This is a genomic window from Yersinia canariae, from assembly GCF_009831415.1.
Classification (GTDB): domain Bacteria; phylum Pseudomonadota; class Gammaproteobacteria; order Enterobacterales; family Enterobacteriaceae; genus Yersinia; species Yersinia canariae.
Map to the genome: position 1 here is coordinate 3,448,522 of NZ_CP043727.1, position 17,713 is coordinate 3,466,234.

Here is a 17,713-nt window from a genome sequence, read left to right on the forward strand (position 1 = left end):
CTGTATCCTCCTTGTGTTTGACAGCATGCCTACCTTGCCTCAGCCTCCAATTTGTCGCAAAGGACAGATTTTAGATATGCGAAAGGTCGCCAAAGCGACCTTTCGTTGTTACATCGAGTTGCAAATGAATGCGAGAGCTATTGCGATTATTACTGCGGCTGCTGTTGCTCCGCAGGCCCCATCTTAATGGTCGCCTGTTTATGCAAGTTTGCCATCAGTGCATCAAAAGTCACACCGCTAGACCCTTCTTGCATTTTCGCGGTAAAGGCCTTCATTTCACCCTCCGGTAATTTACCCGGCGTCACAGATAACAGTTCGATCAATACAATGTTGTCTTGACGGTCCTGAGATAAGCCATATACCGGCTGATCTTTTTGCGGATGAGGTAATGCAAAGATAGTCTGCACTAACTGGTCATCATCAGGTGCCCGTGACAAGGTTTTCTTCTCACCGAAACTGATGCCCGCAGCTTTCATGGCTTCTTCGCCTTTACCTTGTTTCAGCGCGGTCAGGATCTTCTCACCATCAACACGAGCCAATTGTTCTGCTTTCTGACGTTTTACCAGTTCGGCAACTTGATCACGAACTTGATCAAATGGCTCAATACCTTCAGGTTTGTGGCCGTCAATGCGAATCACAAAAGCACGGTCGCCATCAACAGTAATGACATCTGAGTTGCTGCCAGGCGAGCCGTTTTCGCCTACCAAGTTGCCCTCAAAGATGGCCTGCACAACAGGTTTGAAATTAATCTCTGCTGGCACAGCATCACGGGTGAACCAAGTTGTTTGCTGAGCTTTCGCGCCAGCGGCTTCTTCAGCCGAAGCCAGAGATTCGTTATCGCTGGTAGCTGCTTCGCTGACTTTTTGCTGTAACGCGTAATAAGCATCAACCGCTTTTTCCTGCTTAACCTGTTTAGCCAGTGCTTCATGAACTTCTGACAGCGGTTTAACCTGTTCTGGCTTGATGTCATTTAAACGGACAATCAAATAGCCAACTGACGATTTAACGACATCAGATAATTGGCCTTTCTCGGTTAGATTTGCTTGTTTCAGTTCATCCGCTGTTGTTTCTGGCTCCAACCAACCCAATTCACCGCCATTCTTGCGGGAAATGATATCAGTCGACTTCTCTTTTGCCATCGCAGCAAAATCAGCACCTTTTTTCAGCTCTTCCAACGCGGCTTTGGCTTCAGCTTCAGTTTTAAACTGGATAACACTGTAGTTGCGCTGTTCTGGCTGGGTATAGCTGCTTTTGTGCTGATCGTAATATGCGGTGATATCTTCTTCAGTAACGGTAATTTTGTCCTGCATCACCGCGGCGTCCATCGCAATGAAACTGATTTTCATCTGTTCCGGTGCAATGAAGCTATTTTTGTTTTGATCGTAATATGCTTGCAGCTCTTCATCAGTCACTTTCTGCTGTGCTTGAAGTGCTTTGAGGTCCAGTGTTGCCAGACGGACTTCACGTTGCTGCAAAATCAGCTCTGACATCGCCTGTGCTTCAACAGGCAGCACAAAGCCAGTATCACCAAAGGCTTGCAGCAATTGTTGATTAATTAGCTGCTGACGCTGCAATTGAGCGAATTGGTCTGGGGTGTAACCCATTCGATTAACTAGCTCAAGATATTTGCTGTTGTCGAACTTTCCATCAGTCTGGAAATAAGGTGCCAAGCGGATAGCATCTTTGACTTGTTCGTCACTGGCAGTCAGGCCTAATTTTTTAGCATATTGGTCAAGTAACATATTGTTGACCAACTGCCCAAGTACCTGCTGACGCAGTTGTAGCATGTAGCCTTCATTCGCGGCCAGCGCGGAGAACTGTTCACCCAATTGCTGTTGCAAACGGCCACGTTCACTCTGTACAGCCTGTTCTAACTGAGCACGACTAATCTCTTGGCCATTAACTTTGGCGGCGAAGTCGTTGGAACCACCAATCAGATAGCTGCCAACCCCAGTCAGGATAAAGGACAACATGATCAAGGCCAGAATGATTTTGAGCACGACGTTATTAGCGGCCGCGCGTAAATTGTCCATCATAATGTGACAATACTCCGCTGTAATATGGATAAAAACTGTTGCGCAGGTCTAAATAAACCCAGCATTCCTTGCGACAGCCCTTCATGCTGCTGCGCGAAAAAAAAGCGCATCATTAACGATGCGCCTTGTATCTTACCTTACCAACTCAACTGCGTCAGATTATTGTTTAACACAAACAATATTCGGCTACAGGTGAGAATTGACGCGGCAATCAGTTTACAGCGTCTTTCAGGCCTTTACCGGCACGGAAACCAGGTACTTTAGCTGCTGGAATACTGATTTCTTTGCCTGTCTGAGGGTTACGGCCAGTACGTGCAGAACGCTCACGTACTGCAAAAGTACCAAAACCAACCAGAGCTACGTCATCCCCTTCTTTCAAAGATTCAGTAACAGAAGCAATAATTGCATCCAACGCGCGCCCAGCGGCCGCTTTAGAAATATCAGCACCTGCGGCAATTTTGTCGATCAGTTGTGACTTATTCACTCTTTCATCCCCTTTAGAATTCTATCGTCGCGCCGAAAATCCCTACGGACAACACGACAGCGCAGCTGTTATATCAATCCTGCCTGACCATAGCAAGTAGCCCAAAGGCGTAAACTTTTGTCAGACAGACGAACTAACTTAGCGGCACAAAAAATAGCTGGCAAGTAGCATTTCACTTACCAGCATCAGTTTTATCAATACTTCTTGCGATCCGTCACTATTTTGACGCTACCGGCTGTGCCCCAAAGGCAGGATTTTGCAAAGCAATGGCTAAAACATCATCAATTCGTTTAACCGGATGAATTTCCAGATCAGCAATAACATTGTCTGGAATCTCTTCCAAATCACGTTTGTTATCATCTGGAATCAACACAACTTTGATTCCACCACGGTGAGCGGCCAGCAATTTCTCTTTTAAACCACCGATTGGCAAAACTAAGCCACGTAAGGTGATTTCACCCGTCATTGCAACATCTGCACGCACCGGGTTCCCCGTCAGACACGAAACCAGCGCGGTACACATTGCAATACCTGCACTTGGGCCATCTTTCGGCGTCGCCCCTTCAGGCACATGCACGTGGATATCGCGTTTTTCGTAAAAATCAGGATTAATACCTAATTTATCCGCGCGCGCGCGCACCACAGTCAATGCGGCCTGAATGGACTCTTGCATGACTTCACCCAGCGAACCGGTGTAAGTCAGCTTACCTTTGCCCGGCACACACGCAGTCTCGATGGTCAGCAAATCGCCACCCACTTCTGTCCATGCCAGCCCCGTCACTTGGCCTACGCGGTTTTCAGTGTCAGCACGGCCATAGTCGACTTTCTGTACACCCAAGAAATCTTTCAGGTTATCGCCAGTGATTTCAATATGCTTAACCGTTTTATCCATAAGCAGATTTTTGACTGCTTTACGGCACAGTTTGGATATTTCGCGCTCCAAACTACGCACCCCAGCCTCACGGGTGTAATAACGGATAATGCTCATAATCGCACTGTCATCGATGGTCAGCTCGCCTTTCTTAATGGCGTTGCGCTCAAATTGTTTTGGCAGCAGATGCTGCTTGGCAATATTGAGTTTCTCATCTTCGGTATAGCCGGACAGGCGAATCACTTCCATACGGTCCAGCAATGGTGCCGGAATATTCATGGAGTTAGAGGTCGCAACAAACATCACATCAGATAGATCATAATCGACTTCCAGATAGTGATCGTTAAATGCCACGTTTTGTTCTGGATCTAATACCTCCAGCAATGCAGACGCAGGATCACCACGCATATCGGACGCCATTTTATCAATCTCATCCAACAGGAAGAGTGGGTTTTTCACCCCAACTTTCGCCATTTTCTGGATCAATTTACCCGGCATAGAACCGATATAAGTGCGACGGTGACCACGGATTTCTGCTTCATCACGCACACCACCTAGTGCCATACGCACATATTGGCGACCTGTCGCACGAGCAATAGATTGCCCCAGAGAGGTTTTACCGACCCCTGGAGGCCCCACCAGACACAGAATTGGCCCTTTAATCTTGCTGACCCGGCTCTGTACTGCGAGGTATTCCAGAATACGATCTTTAACGCGTTCTAAGCCGTAATGGTCGGTATCCAGAACTTCCTGCGCTTTTACCAGATCTTTTTTAACTTTACTGCGGCTGTTCCACGGTACCTGCAACATCCAATCAATGTAACCACGCACAACGGTGGCTTCCGCCGACATCGGCGACATCATTTTCAATTTTTGCAGTTCAGCTTCAGTTTTTTCGCGCGCATCTTTCGGCATCTTAGCCGCTTCGATTTTGCGTTTTAGCGCTTCGTGCTCATCTGGCGCATCGTCCATCTCGCCTAGCTCTTTCTGAATGGCTTTCATTTGCTCATTCAAATAGTACTCGCGCTGGCTCTTTTCCATCTGTTTTTTGACGCGATTGCGAATCCGTTTTTCGACCTGTAACAGATCAATTTCAGATTCCATCATCGCCATCAGATATTCCAGACGTTCGGTAACATCGAACATTTCCAGAACAGCTTGTTTATCATTTAACTTCAATGGCATATGTGCCGCGATAGTGTCTGCCAGACGTGCCGCATCATCAATACTGTGCAGCGAGGCCAAGACTTCCGGCGGGATCTTTTTGTTCAGTTTGATATAACCTTCAAACTGATTAATCGCTGTGCGTACCAGCACTTCTTGCTCACGATCGTCCATCACTGGCGATTCAAGATATTCCGCCTGTGCAGCAAAATGCTCGCCGCTGTCGGAAAGCGTGGTGATACGCGCACGCTGTAGCCCTTCAACCAGCACTTTTACCGTGCCATCAGGCAATTTCAGCATTTGCAGAATCGAGGCTACGGTGCCGACTGAAAACAGATCGTTAATACCGGGCTCATCCGTCGAGGCTTCTTTCTGCGCAACCAGCATGATTTTTTTATCATGGTCCATTGCAGCTTCCAGGCACCGAATCGACTTTTCCCGGCCAACAAACAGTGGGATCACCATATGCGGATAAACCACCACATCGCGCAGAGGCAATACGGGGATTTCTATGCGTTCGGAACGCTCAGGGTTCATAGAGCTCTCTCTTAGTTTAGCTTCCACCAGATTACTGGGAATCTCGTGAAACACGAGTCATCACGAGTTTCACTAAATAGGTAATTGAGTATATGGGGACGAATGTCTTACATTCAACGATTACAATGCGAGGAAAAAGAAATGGGGGATAAAATCCCCCATTGTCATACTAACCATCTGGATTATTTGGCTAATTATTCACCAGAAGCTTGCGCTTCAGGTTGACCATAAATCAGCATTGGTGCAGATTGACCAGCAATAACTGACTCATCCACTACCACTTTTTCCACACTGTCCATTGATGGTAAATCATACATAGTATCCAGCAGAGCGCCTTCTACGATAGACCGCAGACCACGAGCACCTGTTTTACGTGCCATTGCTTTCTTAGCAATAGCCGTCAACGCCTCATCACGGAACTCAAGTTCTACACCTTCAAGATTGAATAATGCCTGATATTGTTTAGTCAGCGCATTTTTCGGTTCTTTCAGAATTTGAATCAGTGCGTCTTCGCTCAGTTCACTCAGAGTCGCAACCACCGGCAGACGGCCAATAAATTCAGGGATTAAACCGAATTTAATCAAGTCTTCTGGTTCAGCCTGGCTCAATAACTCGCCTTCTGTTGCCTTTTCTGACTTACCTTTTACCGTCGCGCCGAAACCAATACCGCTACCGGTATTAATGCGCTGCCCGATAACTTTATCCAGGCCCGCAAAAGCACCACCACAGATAAACAGAATCTTAGAGGTATCAACCTGTAAAAACTCTTGCTGTGGATGCTTGCGGCCACCTTGTGGTGGTACAGCAGCAATAGTCCCTTCGATCAGTTTCAACAGAGCCTGTTGCACACCTTCACCCGAAACATCGCGAGTGATCGATGGGTTATCAGACTTGCGTGAAATCTTATCAATTTCATCAATATAGACGATGCCGCGTTGCGCTTTCTGAACGTCGTAATCACATTTCTGTAGCAGCTTCTGAATGATGTTTTCAACATCTTCACCCACATAACCGGCTTCGGTCAGTGTGGTCGCATCTGCCATGGTAAATGGCACATCCAGGAAGCGAGCCAATGTTTCCGCTAATAGCGTTTTACCACTACCAGTCGGACCAATCAGCAGAATATTACTTTTACCCAACTCGATACCATTGCTCGTATCGCCATTACGTAAGCGTTTGTAATGGTTATATACCGCAACAGCCAGCACCTTTTTCGCCGGTTCCTGTCCGATGACATAATCATCAAGATGGCGACGAATTTCGTGCGGCGTTGGCAGCGAACTACGCTCCCGGTGCGGCGCAACTTCTTTGATCTCTTCGCGAATAATGTCGTTACACAAATCGACACATTCATCGCAGATATACACTGACGGCCCGGCAATTAGCTTACGCACTTCATGCTGGCTTTTGCCGCAGAAAGAGCAATACAGCAGCTTTCCAGAACCGTCTTTGCGCTTATCTGTCATCAGTAAACCTCTTTTTCAGTATCTGCCACACCTGAAACTGTGTGGCAGGGAGACTATTCTCGCTATTTCTGTACGCCACGTTAGCTTTTAACGGACAGCCGATATAATGGGTAGTGTACAAACAATACGCAATTGGCTTTTTCAGCACGACGATTTGTTCTATTTACATTCACTATAGTATATCGGCTCACAGAAATAAGTCGTTAGTCACGACGGGTGAACACAGAATCAACTAAACCGTATTCTACAGCCTGTTCGGCAGACAGGAAACGGTCACGCTCAGTGTCTCTCTCTATTTCTTCAAGAGATTTTCCCGTGTGATGTGCCATCAGTTCATTCATACGCGATTTCACTTTTAAAATCTCTTTCGCATGAATTTCAATATCTGTAGCCTGCCCCTGGAAACCGCCCAACGGTTGATGGATCATTACCCGTGAATTCGGCAAGCAGAAACGTTTACCCTTGGCCCCGGCAGTTAACAAGAATGCACCCATTGAACATGCCTGGCCCATACAAATAGTGCTGACATCCGGCTTAATAAATTGCATGGTGTCATAAATTGACATCCCAGCAGTAATCACCCCACCTGGTGAGTTGATGTACAGGAAGATATCTTTTTCTGGATTCTCGGCTTCCAGGAACAGCATTTGCGCTGTGATCAGGTTGGCCATGTGGTCTTCGACCTGGCCGGTCAGAAAAATAATACGCTCTTTAAGCAGACGGGAGAAAATATCGTAAGAACGCTCCCCACGTGAAGTCTGCTCAACCACCATTGGCACCAGAGCCATGTTAGGTGCAAATTGATCTCGTTCGCCACTGTATGACATTACCGTCTCCTAATAGAATTTACTTTGGCGCCATTCATAACCGATTCTACTTGAGATAAGGAATGATGACTATGTTCATGCGTGCAAACAGTCCGGTTATCCGGACTCATTCGACGGTGGTAATCAGCCAGTGTTTCATCAACATCTTATATGAACGTCTGTTAGATTAATTGGGGGATTAATATTCATTTTCAAGCCCCAATGACATTTTTTTTAGCCTAACAATTCTGTTTCTAACCTGAAAACCGCCCACTATCTCTGCCGTAATCCCGACGCCCTATTGATTATTTATCTGTTAAGTACTTTATTTCACTTTTCAAATATAGCGCAGATTGCAGCGAAACATGCCAGATTAATCATACTATTGAGGGATTATTGTTACTAAAAGAAAAAGCCCGCAGCCAAAGGCGACGGGCTTAATCAATTAAAACACCGGATAGATTACATCCAGTTTAGTGCGCTAAAAAACATTACGCAGTGGTGGTCTGATTCATCAGCTCACTGAAGGTAGTTGGTTTTTCAGTTACTTTGGCTTTAGCCAGTAAAGTTTCTACCGCTTGTTCTTCCAGAGCAACATTACGCATATTGTTCATCAGCTCTTTGTTCTTGCTGTAGAACTCAACAACTTCTTGTGGATCTTCGTAAGCAGAAGCCATTTCTTCAATCAGTGCTTTAACACGATCTTCATCAGCTTTCAGCTCGTGCTGGCTGATAACTTCGCCCAGCAACAGACCGACAACAACACGACGTTTAGCTTGCTCTTCGAACAATTCACGTGGCAATTCAGCAGCTTGCTTCTCGTTACCACCGAAACGCTGTGCAGCCTGACGGCGCAGAACGTCGATTTCACCTTCAACCAGTGCCGCAGGAACGTCGATTTCGTTCGCGCTAACCAGACCGTCGATTGCCTGAGTTTTAACACGGTTACGTACCGCGCCTTTCAGCTCGCGTTCCATGTTTTTACGCACTTCAGCACGCAGACCGGCAACTGAACCATCAGCAACGCCGAAACGTTTGATGAATTCTTCAGTCAGTTCTGGCAGCTCACGCACTTCAACTTTCTTCAACACGATGTCGAATTTAGCTGATTTACCTTTCAGGTTTTCTGCGTGGTAATCTTCTGGGAAGTTTACGTCGATGGTGAATTCTTCACCGGCTTTGTGGCCGATTACACCTTCTTCGAAACCTGGGATCATACGACCCTGGCCCATTGCCAGCACGAAATCAGTCGCTTTACCGCCTTCAAACACTTCACCGTCGATAGATCCGGTGAAATCCAGAGTTGCGCGATCTTCAGCAGTTGCGGCAGCGTCAGTTTCTTTCCAGGTAGCTTGTTGCTTACGCAGAGTTTCCAGCATGGTATCAACGTCAGCGTCGTTTACTTCAACAACTGGCTTTTCTACTTCAATGCTTTCCAGATCTTTTAGCTCAACTTCCGGATACACTTCAAACTCAACGGAATAAGTAAAATCTTCACCCTCTTTGTACTGGCCCGGCACATAGTTAGGTGCGCCAGCTGGGTTGATTTTTTCTTTAATGATTGCGTCAACGAAATTACGTTGCATCAGATCACCCAGTACGTCCTGGCGAACAGATGCGCCGTAGCGCTGTTCAACGATATTCATTGGCACGTGGCCTTTACGGAAACCGTCGATACGAACATTTTTAGCAGCTTTAACTAATTCGCTTTTTACGGCTTTCTCAATGCTGTCAGCAGCAACAGTAATTGTTACACGGCGGCCAAGGCCTTGGGTGGTTTCAACAGAAACTTGCATCTTGTTACCTCAAAAAAATCACAGTGCTCGGTCAACTCCAGAAGCTGCAAACGAAGCAGCACCACTTCCCTTTCAGGAATGATGCAAACTCTGAAAACATCCTCTAAGAACCGGGACGGCCGCATTATACAGAACCGAGTATCCCAGATGTCAGAAGCGTCCCGAAACCATTCCGGAAAAATAAGACGCGACATTATAGCGGCGCACAAGGTATGAGTCGAGGAAAGCAAGCGAATGTTGTCGCGGTAAAATTCACGCGTTAATCGTTCCCTCGGCTAAAACTCCTGTGGCGCACTAATGAAATGGAGATGTCGCCTATACAGAAACACAAGCGGCTCTAGGGCCGCCTGCAAAATTCTCATCTACTAATACCCTAAATCAGGCCGGAATGACTACTGTTATCCAGCCTGATTTAATTAATCTTAGCGCTTAAGCCAATGTTCCTGCTCCACGGCAAGACGGTGAAGCCGGTACGGTATCTTGTAACCCAGCCCACTCTTTTAGGGTGTAAGTGTGCAAGGCCAGCGCATGAACCGTGCTCGCCAGCTCTTCAGCCAACGCACTATAAATCGCGCGATGGCGATTGAGAAAGCGTTGATCTTGAAATTTATTGCTAACGATCACAATTTTAAAATGACTTTCCGAACCCGCAGGAACATTGTGGCGGTAACTTTCATTAATTACCTCCAGATGATCCGGTTCGAATGCCATTTTTAGTTTTTCTTCAATTTGTTCCCGAATCAAAATCATCATGTTCTCCTCACTACTGAAGCAGAAAACTGCCCACTCTCTCTTGCAATATTAGTTGATTTCCGCTGTTTTATAACATTTTGGATACAAAATATCCTGAATATCTCACCGCGACCAGTTCAAATGAAGAAGCTGATTCTCTGATTAACCAAAAGGTGATTTGTAAGAACTTTAAAGTAAATGAAGGGTTACTCGGGGGAAAAACGTATTTTTTGGTGAATTTCTCTCCATCGGGATCTTCCACCGGCCACTCGCAGTGCTATGATGTCGCAACTGCAAACTCGCAAAATAACATGGCTGCTATCCCGCTCTGATTATTAAAGAATTCCATAACTATTGAGAAAGTGAACATGCTAAAGAAAATTCTTTTCCCGCTGTTGGCTGTTTTTATACTGGCGGGCTGTGCTGCCAGTAACAACACATTGAATGTGACTCCGAAAGTCGTCTTGCCACCTCAAGATCCAACGCTTATGGGGATTACTATCAGCATTAATGGCGCTGATCAGCGCCAGGATGCCGCACTGGCGAAAGTAAATCGTGATGGTCAACTGGTGGTGTTAACTCCATCTCGAGATCTGCGTTTCTTGCTACAAGAAGTGCTCGAAAAACAAATGACTGCCCGCGGTTATATGATTGGAACCAATGCACCAGTTGACTTACAAATTGTGGTAAATCAACTATTTGCTGATGTACAGGAAGGTAACCTTCGCTACAACATCACGACTAAAGCAGACATTTCTATTACTGCCACCGCGAAAAATGGTAACAAGCAGGTTAAAAACTACCGTGCCAGCTATAACGTTCAAGGTGCATTTACTGCGACCAATGAAAAAATCACTGATGCTGTTAACACCGTGTTGAGCGATGTTATTGCAGATATGGCGCAAGACACCAGTGTCAGCAGCTTTATCAAGCAGAATGCCCGTTAATCTGTTGTTTGCTTAACATCTTTATTACTGCTTAACAGAATGCTCTGCCCCACTCATGGGGCGGGGCATGTAGGTCTCACATGTCCAATCGCTATTCGAACCTTTTTACCCAACGAAATTCTCTTGTTCTTTTGCTGTTGGGATTTGCCTCAGGCCTCCCTTTAGCCCTAACTGGCGGGACATTACAAGCTTGGATGACGGTTGAAAATGTCAGTCTGAAAACGATTGGTATTTTTTCTTTGGTCGGCCAAGCCTACGTATTTAAGTTCCTCTGGTCCCCCTTAATGGACCGCTATACCCCTTCATTTCTTGGCCGCCGACGCGGTTGGTTAATCATTAGCCAGCTGTTATTAATTGTCGCCATTATTGCCATGGGCTTTATGGAACCGGCTAAACATTTATGGTGGCTGGCCGCTATCGCGGTGATAGTTGCATTCTGCTCTGCATCGCAAGATATTGTTTTTGATGCTTATAAAACTGATTTACTGACGGCAGAAGAGCGCGGTACCGGTGCTGCGGTTTCAGTGTTGGGTTATCGTCTCGCCATGTTGGTGTCTGGTGGGCTGGCACTGTGGATAGCGGATCGTTACCTCGGCTGGCAATCCACTTACTGGCTGATGGCCGGGTTAATGCTCATTGGGGTATTTGCCACGTTATTTGCTCCAGAACCCGATATTCGTATTGCGCCGCCGAAAACTCTGGAACAGGCAATCGTTGAGCCATTGCGTGATTTTTTTGGCCGCAACAATGCCTGGCTGATTCTGCTACTGATCGTTTTGTACAAAATGGGCGATGCTTTTGCAGCCAGCTTAAGCACCACTTTTTTGATCCGTGGCGTCGGATTTGATGCTGGCGAAGTCGGGTTGGTCAATAAAACGCTGGGATTAATCGCCACTATTATTGGCGCGCTGTATGGCGGCCTGCTAATGCAGCGCCTGAGCTTATTCCGAGCATTGATGATATTCGGCATTTTACAGGCGGTATCCAACGTTGGTTACTGGCTGTTATCCATCACTGATAAGAATATATTTTCCATGGGCAGCGCCATATTCTTGGAAAACCTGTGTGGAGGGATGGGAACTGCGGCGTTTGTTGCTCTACTGATGACACTCTGCAATAAGTCTTTCTCCGCCACACAATTTGCTTTGTTATCAGCATTATCCGCTGTAGGGCGCGTCTATGTTGGCCCAATAGCCGGGTGGTTCGTTGAAACACATGGCTGGCCGTTATTCTATTTATTCTCCATTGTGGCGGCCATTCCTGGATTATTACTGCTCTATATCTGCCGACAGACGTTAGAACATACACAAAAAACAGATGAATTTATGCCAAGAACCGCATTTAAAGCAGCCTACCGCTGGGCATTGCGCTTTTTGACGATAGGTTGCGTATTATTAGCCGCATGGCTTGTATTACTAATATGTAATGCGTTGGATTGGACCGCCGCCCCACATGTCGCAGAGATACTGCTGCTCCGTGGAATTCAGCTCAGTGTGGTCGGCATGGTATTTGGTGGAGTATTGGACTATCTCGCGCTTAGACGAGAAAAGTTAGCTTAATAAACCTCATTAAATGAAGAAAGCCGGCACTTGCACCGGCTTTTTTTATGCTTGCAAGATAAGCCACCTGAATACTTTCTCTTCACTTAATTGATACTCATCACAAATTACAGCAACAGTTGCAAAATATTATTCACAAAACGAGATCCATATCACTTTCAACTATTTATCCTTTCGTGCTCTGAGACTATGATGAGCGCACTTTTTGTTAAGGACTGTGTCCTTTTGTTTCTTCTGACATCTTTCACTCACACAGAGGCATTTATGCGTAAAATTCTTATCGGCGCAGTCGCGCTGACGGCGGTCACCTTGGCTCCGGCCGTGCAAGCTGAATACCAGTGGGGATTTGCTAATATCAGCATGAACTACCTTGACTGGACTCGCAGCACCACGCATAAATCCGGTGATTCTTCGCATAAAGATGACTTCGCGTATATTGAATTAGAAGGCGGTGCCGGCTATAGCTGGGGCGAGGTCTACGGCTTCTTTGATTTAGAAAACCCGTTCAATTCAAAAACAGCACAACCGGGTGATAACCAGCGCTACACCTTCAAGACGACAGGCCGCTACTATCTGGGTGACTCAGGTTTCAACCTTTATGGGCACCTCTACGGCACATACTCCTTGCCAAGTGCAGAAGGTAACAATTACAGCAACTTCCACGAAGTAAATACGCTGTACGGTATTGGTTATAACGCCACTGTTGCGGGGGTGTGGATGAAGCCGTTCGTTGCTCTGCATTATGTCGATCAGACCTATTACTCAGGCAATAACGGTTATGTTGTCGGTTGGGTTGCAGGTTATGACTTTACCGCATTCGATGAAAAATTCAGCATCACCAACTGGAACGAACTGGAGTTCAACCGGGCTGAGCGCTATGCCGCAGGCAACGGTGGCCGTAACGGGGTGAACGGGGCTATTGCTCTTTGGTGGACACCAATTAAACAATTCACCACAGGTATTCAGTACCGTTATGCTTATAACAAATTAGGCGAAGATTTTTTACAAGATGGTATCGTTTATTCAATTAAATATAATTTCTAACTAAAATGATTCTGGGGACGTCTATTTTTAGTCCCTGGAATATATTTTAATTTACCGCGTCATCACATATTATTTACATAAAATAAGCCTACGCATTAAATAAAAATCAGTATTTCCCATGAATAAAAGTCTAATTACCGTTGTTTTTCCTTAACATCCGCCGCTTTATAGCCCCCCGCTTTCGCCAACATATTGTTGCTATTAGTAAATTGTCACGTAAGGCAACATCTGTGACCCCCTTAACATAAAGTGTCAACAAGCCGCTGACACAATCTTAAGCATGTTTACAGTCCTGCAACGTTCCCGTAAAATGCCCGCACACATGAAACGACAATAGAGCCATTTTGTAATTGAGGTCGTTAGATGAGACTTAAGAAATACATTAAAAATATGGGTATGTTGTCTTTATTAGCAGCCACAGTCATGCTTAGTGGTTGCGATATGGTATTGATGAATCCCAAAGGCGCAATCGGAGTCGAGCAGAAAACACTGATACTCACTGCTATCGGTTTAATGCTGATCGTTGTAGTTCCGGTTATTTTTATGGCGTTTGCTTTTGCATGGAAGTACCGCGCGTCCAACAAAAGTGCGACCTACACTCCAAACTGGTCCCATTCCAACAAAATTGAGCTTGTTGTTTGGGCAGTTCCAATCATTATCATTGCTATTTTGGCAACGATAACTTGGAAAACCTCTCACGAACTTGACCCGTTCAAACCGCTTGAAGTGGCTGGTAAAGAACCGATCACCATTGAAGTGGTTTCCCTTGACTGGAAATGGCTGTTTATCTACCCAGAACAAGGTATTGCTACAGTAAATGAACTGGCTTTCCCTACTGATGTTCCGGTGAACTTTAAAATCACCTCCAACTCAGTAATGAACTCGTTCTTTATCCCTCAGTTAGGCGGGCAGATTTATGCGATGGCCGGGATGCAAACCAAATTGCATCTGATTGCTAACGAAGCCGGTAAATACAATGGTATTTCCAGTAGCTTCAGTGGCAAAGGCTTCTCAGGTATGAAATTCACTGCGATCGCAACACCTACGCAGGAAGATTTCAACCAATGGGTCGCACAGGTGAAAAAATCGCCAAACACCCTGAATACCACTGACGATTTCAATAAACTGGCTGAACCGAGCGAAAATAACCCGGTTGAGTATTTCTCCAGTGTTAAACCGGAGCTGTTTAAAGGAATTATTGGCAAGTTTATGGGCGATATGAACATGCACAAAAAAGGCGATGATACCCATTCAGGTATGGATATGAGCCAGGGCATGGATATGGGCGAACACGCCGCTCACGCCGGAGCCGAGGAATAAAACGATGTTGGGAAAATTAACACTTGATGCGGTTCCGCTGCACGAACCAATCATTATGGTTACCGTTGCTGCAATTGTTCTGGGTGGGCTGGCTCTCGTCGCTGCTCTAACCTATTTCGGCAAATGGAAATGGTTATGGAGCGAATGGCTGACTTCGGTTGACCATAAGAAAATCGGTATCATGTATATTCTGGTCGCCATGGTCATGCTTTTGCGTGGTTTTGCCGACGCCATCATGATGCGTAGCCAGCAAGCACTTGCTTCCGCTGGTGAGGCTGGCTTCTTGCCGCCTCATCATTATGATCAGATTTTCACCGCTCACGGCGTCATCATGATTTTCTTCATGGCGATGCCTTTCGTGGTGGGCTTGATGAACGTGGTTGTGCCGCTACAAATCGGTGCTCGTGACGTTGCCTTCCCGTTCCTGAACTCATTGAGTTTCTGGTTCTTTGTCGTCGGGGTGGTGTTAATCAACATCTCTCTGGGGGTCGGTGAATTTGCGCAAACCGGTTGGTTAGCCTATCCACCACTGTCAGGTAAAGAGTACAACCCTGGTGTCGGGGTCGATTACTGGATCTGGAGTCTACAGATTTCTGGTTTAGGTACCTTGCTGACCGGTGTTAACTTCTTCGCGACTATCCTGAAAATGCGTGCGCCTGGCATGTCAATGATGAAGATGCCTGTCTTCACATGGGCGGCACTTTGCACCAACATTTTGATTATCGTTTCTTTCCCGATCCTAACTGTGACCGTCGCGTTACTGACCCTGGACCGCTACCTTGGCACCCATTTCTTCACTAATGATATGGGTGGCAACATGATGATGTACATCAACCTGATTTGGGCCTGGGGCCATCCGGAAGTGTACATTCTGGTTCTGCCGGTATTCGGGGTGTTCTCCGAAGTGACCGCAACCTTCTCAAGAAAGCGTCTGTTTGGTTACACCTCTTTAGTCTGGGCAACCATCGCGATTACCGTATTGTCGTTTATTGTTTGGCTACACCACTTCTTTACCATGGGGTCAGGTGCCAACGTTAACGCCTTCTTCGGGATCGCCACGATGATTATTTCTATCCCGACCGGGGTGAAAATATTCAACTGGCTGTTCACCATGTACCAAGGGCGTATTCAGCTTAACTCCGCCATGCTGTGGACGGTTGGTTTCATCATCACCTTCTCAATCGGTGGGATGACCGGTGTTCTGCTAGCTGTGCCGGGTGCAAACTTCGTACTGCATAACAGCTTGTTCCTGATTGCCCACTTCCATAACGTGATTATCGGTGGCGTGGTGTTCGGTTGCTTCGCGGGTCTGACTTACTGGTGGCCTAAGTCCTTCGGCTTTACGCTGAATGAAAAATGGGGCATCCGTGCATTCTGGTTCTGGATTATCGGCTTCTTCGTTGCCTTCATGCCACTGTATGTCCTAGGCTTTATGGGGATGACCCGTCGTCTGAGCCAAGACATCAACCCGGAATTCCACCCGATGTTGATGGTGGCCGCGGGCGGTGCAGCACTGATTGCATGCGGTATTTTGTGCCAAGTTATCCAAGTGTTCGTCAGTATCCGTGACCGCGAACAAAATCGTGATCTGACTGGTGACCCATGGGGTGGCCGTACGCTGGAGTGGTCTACCTCTTCCCCACCGCCGTTCTATAACTTCGCTGTTGTTCCTGAAGTGACTGACCGTGACGAATTCTGGGATATGAAAGAGAAAGGCGAAGCATACAAACGCCCAGCGAAATACGAAGAAATCCACATGCCGAAGAATACCGGTGCAGGTGTGATTATTGCTGGCTTCAGCTTGATCTTCGGCTTTGCCATGATCTGGTATATCTGGTGGCTGGCCATTATTGGCTTCGTCGGCATGATTGTGACCTGGATTGTGAAAAGCTTCGACGAGGATGTGGATTACTATGTGCCGGTTGCAGAAGTGGAGCGCATTGAAGATCTTCATCATGAACAAATCAGCAAAGCAGGCGTGAATCATGTCAACTGAAACTCTGACTAACCATAACGTCGCCCATGTAGAACATGGGCATCACGATGCAGGAGCGACGAAAGTCTTCGGCTTCTGGATCTACCTGATGAGCGACTGTATTTTGTTTGCGACATTGTTTGCAACTTATGCAGTGCTGGTAAACGGGACCGCTGGCGGTCCTTCAGGCAGGGATATCTTCGACTTGAACTTTGTTCTGGTCGAAACCTTCCTGTTGCTGTTCAGTAGTATTACTTACGGCATCGCTATGCTGGGCATGAACAAAGGCCACAAAAATCAGGTGAATACCTGGTTAGGTCTGACCTTCCTGTTCGGATTGGGCTTTGTGGCAATGGAAATCTATGAATTCCATCACCTGATTGCTGAAGGTTATGGCCCGGATCGCAGTGCGTTCCTGTCTAGCTTCTTCGCACTGGTTGCCACCCACGGTATTCACGTTACCGCTGGCCTGGTTTGGATCATCATTATGATGATTCAAGTAGCAAAACGCGGCCTGAATGAAACGAACCGTACCCGCCTGATGTGCCTGAGCTTGTTCTGGCACTTCCTGGACGTGGTCTGGATCTGCGTATTCACCGTTGTCTATCTGTTAGGAGCTATGTGATGAGCCATCCAACATCTAGTCATTCAACAACGACTCACGGTGGAGCCAGCCACGGTAGCTTGAAGTCATATCTTATTGGCTTCATTCTGTCGGTTATTCTGACAGTTATTCCATTCGCTATGGTGATGAGCGGTACCGCCTCCCATACGACTATTCTGGCCACTGTGGTCGGTTTAGCCGTGGTGCAGATTATCGTACACTTAGTGTACTTCCTGCATATGAATGGATCGTCCGAAGAACGTTGGAATCTGGTGGCGTTCCTGTTCACCGCTATGATTATCGCAATCGTTGTTGTGGGCTCACTCTGGATTATGTACAACCTCAACATCAATATGATGGTTGACTGAAGAG

14 protein-coding genes are annotated in these 17,713 nt (G+C 46.6%); 7 read left to right on the plus strand and 7 right to left on the minus strand.

Translation table 11 applies throughout. The annotated features are described in order from the left end of the window. Positions 1–149: 149 nt before the first annotated feature. From ppiD to bolA, 7 genes are all read right to left on the minus strand, one after another. Positions 150–2,036 carry a peptidylprolyl isomerase gene (gene ppiD, locus F0T03_RS15985; protein ID WP_159679442.1) on the minus strand — a complete coding sequence of 629 codons (1,887 nt, stop codon included), beginning with the start codon at positions 2,034–2,036 and terminating at the stop codon, positions 150–152. 211 nt (positions 2,037–2,247) lie between these two features. Next, positions 2,248–2,520, minus strand: coding sequence for a nucleoid-associated protein HU-beta (gene hupB, locus F0T03_RS15990; RefSeq protein WP_004392663.1), 273 nt, complete (start codon positions 2,518–2,520; stop codon positions 2,248–2,250). 217 nt (positions 2,521–2,737) lie between these two features. Then, on the minus strand, positions 2,738–5,092 hold the full coding sequence (gene lon, locus F0T03_RS15995) for an endopeptidase La (protein ID WP_004707582.1): 2,355 nt from the start codon (positions 5,090–5,092) through the stop codon (positions 2,738–2,740). Positions 5,093–5,286: 194 nt separating this feature from the next. Further along, positions 5,287–6,558, minus strand: coding sequence for an ATP-dependent protease ATP-binding subunit ClpX (gene clpX, locus F0T03_RS16000; RefSeq protein WP_145555744.1), 1,272 nt, complete (start codon positions 6,556–6,558; stop codon positions 5,287–5,289). Positions 6,559–6,761: 203 nt separating this feature from the next. After that, positions 6,762–7,385 carry an ATP-dependent Clp endopeptidase proteolytic subunit ClpP gene (gene clpP / locus F0T03_RS16005; RefSeq protein ID WP_004714577.1) on the minus strand — a complete coding sequence of 208 codons (624 nt, stop codon included), beginning with the start codon at positions 7,383–7,385 and terminating at the stop codon, positions 6,762–6,764. Between the two features lie 470 nt (positions 7,386–7,855). After that, a complete protein-coding gene (tig, locus tag F0T03_RS16010; RefSeq protein WP_145555743.1) occupies positions 7,856–9,160 on the minus strand; it encodes a trigger factor in 1,305 nt (434 codons plus the stop codon). 429 nt (positions 9,161–9,589) lie between these two features. Next, positions 9,590–9,910, minus strand: coding sequence for a transcriptional regulator BolA (bolA, locus tag F0T03_RS16020; protein ID WP_145555782.1), 321 nt, complete (start codon positions 9,908–9,910; stop codon positions 9,590–9,592). Positions 9,911–10,260: 350 nt separating this feature from the next. Here bolA and F0T03_RS16025 point away from each other — a divergent pair, with 350 nt between their 5' ends. The 7 genes from F0T03_RS16025 to F0T03_RS16055 all read left to right on the plus strand — a co-directional run bounded on the left by F0T03_RS16025 (position 10,261) and on the right by F0T03_RS16055 (position 17,709). Beyond that, positions 10,261–10,839 carry a lipoprotein gene (locus tag F0T03_RS16025; RefSeq protein WP_145555741.1) on the plus strand — a complete coding sequence of 193 codons (579 nt, stop codon included), beginning with the start codon at positions 10,261–10,263 and terminating at the stop codon, positions 10,837–10,839. An 80-nt stretch (positions 10,840–10,919) separates the two neighbouring features. Beyond that, a complete protein-coding gene (gene ampG / locus F0T03_RS16030; protein ID WP_145555740.1) occupies positions 10,920–12,398 on the plus strand; it encodes a muropeptide MFS transporter AmpG in 1,479 nt (492 codons plus the stop codon). A 264-nt stretch (positions 12,399–12,662) separates the two neighbouring features. Beyond that, positions 12,663–13,442 (plus strand): nucleoside-specific channel-forming Tsx family protein, encoded by a 780-nt coding sequence (locus F0T03_RS16035; protein ID WP_129197348.1) that lies wholly within the window; start codon positions 12,663–12,665, stop codon positions 13,440–13,442. Between the two features lie 363 nt (positions 13,443–13,805). Continuing rightward, positions 13,806–14,762: a cytochrome o ubiquinol oxidase subunit II gene (cyoA, locus tag F0T03_RS16040; protein ID WP_145555739.1), complete on the plus strand. Its 957-nt coding sequence runs from the start codon at positions 13,806–13,808 to the stop codon at positions 14,760–14,762. Between the two features lie 4 nt (positions 14,763–14,766). After that, entirely contained in the window at positions 14,767–16,758 is a 1,992-nt protein-coding gene (gene cyoB / locus F0T03_RS16045) for a cytochrome o ubiquinol oxidase subunit I (protein ID WP_145555738.1), read from the plus strand. Beyond that, a complete protein-coding gene (locus F0T03_RS16050; protein ID WP_019212907.1) occupies positions 16,748–17,362 on the plus strand; it encodes a cytochrome o ubiquinol oxidase subunit III in 615 nt (204 codons plus the stop codon). Before cyoB ends, F0T03_RS16050 begins: the two co-directional genes overlap by 11 nt. Further along, positions 17,362–17,709 carry a cytochrome o ubiquinol oxidase subunit IV gene (locus F0T03_RS16055; RefSeq protein WP_005167623.1) on the plus strand — a complete coding sequence of 116 codons (348 nt, stop codon included), beginning with the start codon at positions 17,362–17,364 and terminating at the stop codon, positions 17,707–17,709. The genes F0T03_RS16050 and F0T03_RS16055 overlap by 1 nt, the downstream gene beginning before the upstream one ends. Positions 17,710–17,713 lie beyond the last annotated feature (4 nt).

Coding starts and splice junctions, on each gene's coding strand:
- ppiD (WP_159679442.1), bottom strand. CDS start 2,036: ATGATGGACAATTTACGCGCGGCCGCTAATAACGTCGTGCTCAAAATC.
- lon (WP_004707582.1), bottom strand. CDS start 5,092: ATGAACCCTGAGCGTTCCGAACGCATAGAAATCCCCGTATTGCCTCTG.
- clpX (WP_145555744.1), bottom strand. CDS start 6,558: ATGACAGATAAGCGCAAAGACGGTTCTGGAAAGCTGCTGTATTGCTCT.
- clpP (WP_004714577.1), bottom strand. CDS start 7,385: ATGTCATACAGTGGCGAACGAGATCAATTTGCACCTAACATGGCTCTG.
- tig (WP_145555743.1), bottom strand. CDS start 9,160: ATGCAAGTTTCTGTTGAAACCACCCAAGGCCTTGGCCGCCGTGTAACA.
- bolA (WP_145555782.1), bottom strand. CDS start 9,910: ATGATTTTGATTCGGGAACAAATTGAAGAAAAACTAAAAATGGCATTC.
- F0T03_RS16025 (WP_145555741.1), top strand. CDS start 10,261: ATGCTAAAGAAAATTCTTTTCCCGCTGTTGGCTGTTTTTATACTGGCG.
- ampG (WP_145555740.1), top strand. CDS start 10,920: ATGTCCAATCGCTATTCGAACCTTTTTACCCAACGAAATTCTCTTGTT.
- F0T03_RS16035 (WP_129197348.1), top strand. CDS start 12,663: ATGCGTAAAATTCTTATCGGCGCAGTCGCGCTGACGGCGGTCACCTTG.
- cyoA (WP_145555739.1), top strand. CDS start 13,806: ATGAGACTTAAGAAATACATTAAAAATATGGGTATGTTGTCTTTATTA.
- cyoB (WP_145555738.1), top strand. CDS start 14,767: ATGTTGGGAAAATTAACACTTGATGCGGTTCCGCTGCACGAACCAATC.
- F0T03_RS16050 (WP_019212907.1), top strand. CDS start 16,748: ATGTCAACTGAAACTCTGACTAACCATAACGTCGCCCATGTAGAACAT.
- F0T03_RS16055 (WP_005167623.1), top strand. CDS start 17,362: ATGAGCCATCCAACATCTAGTCATTCAACAACGACTCACGGTGGAGCC.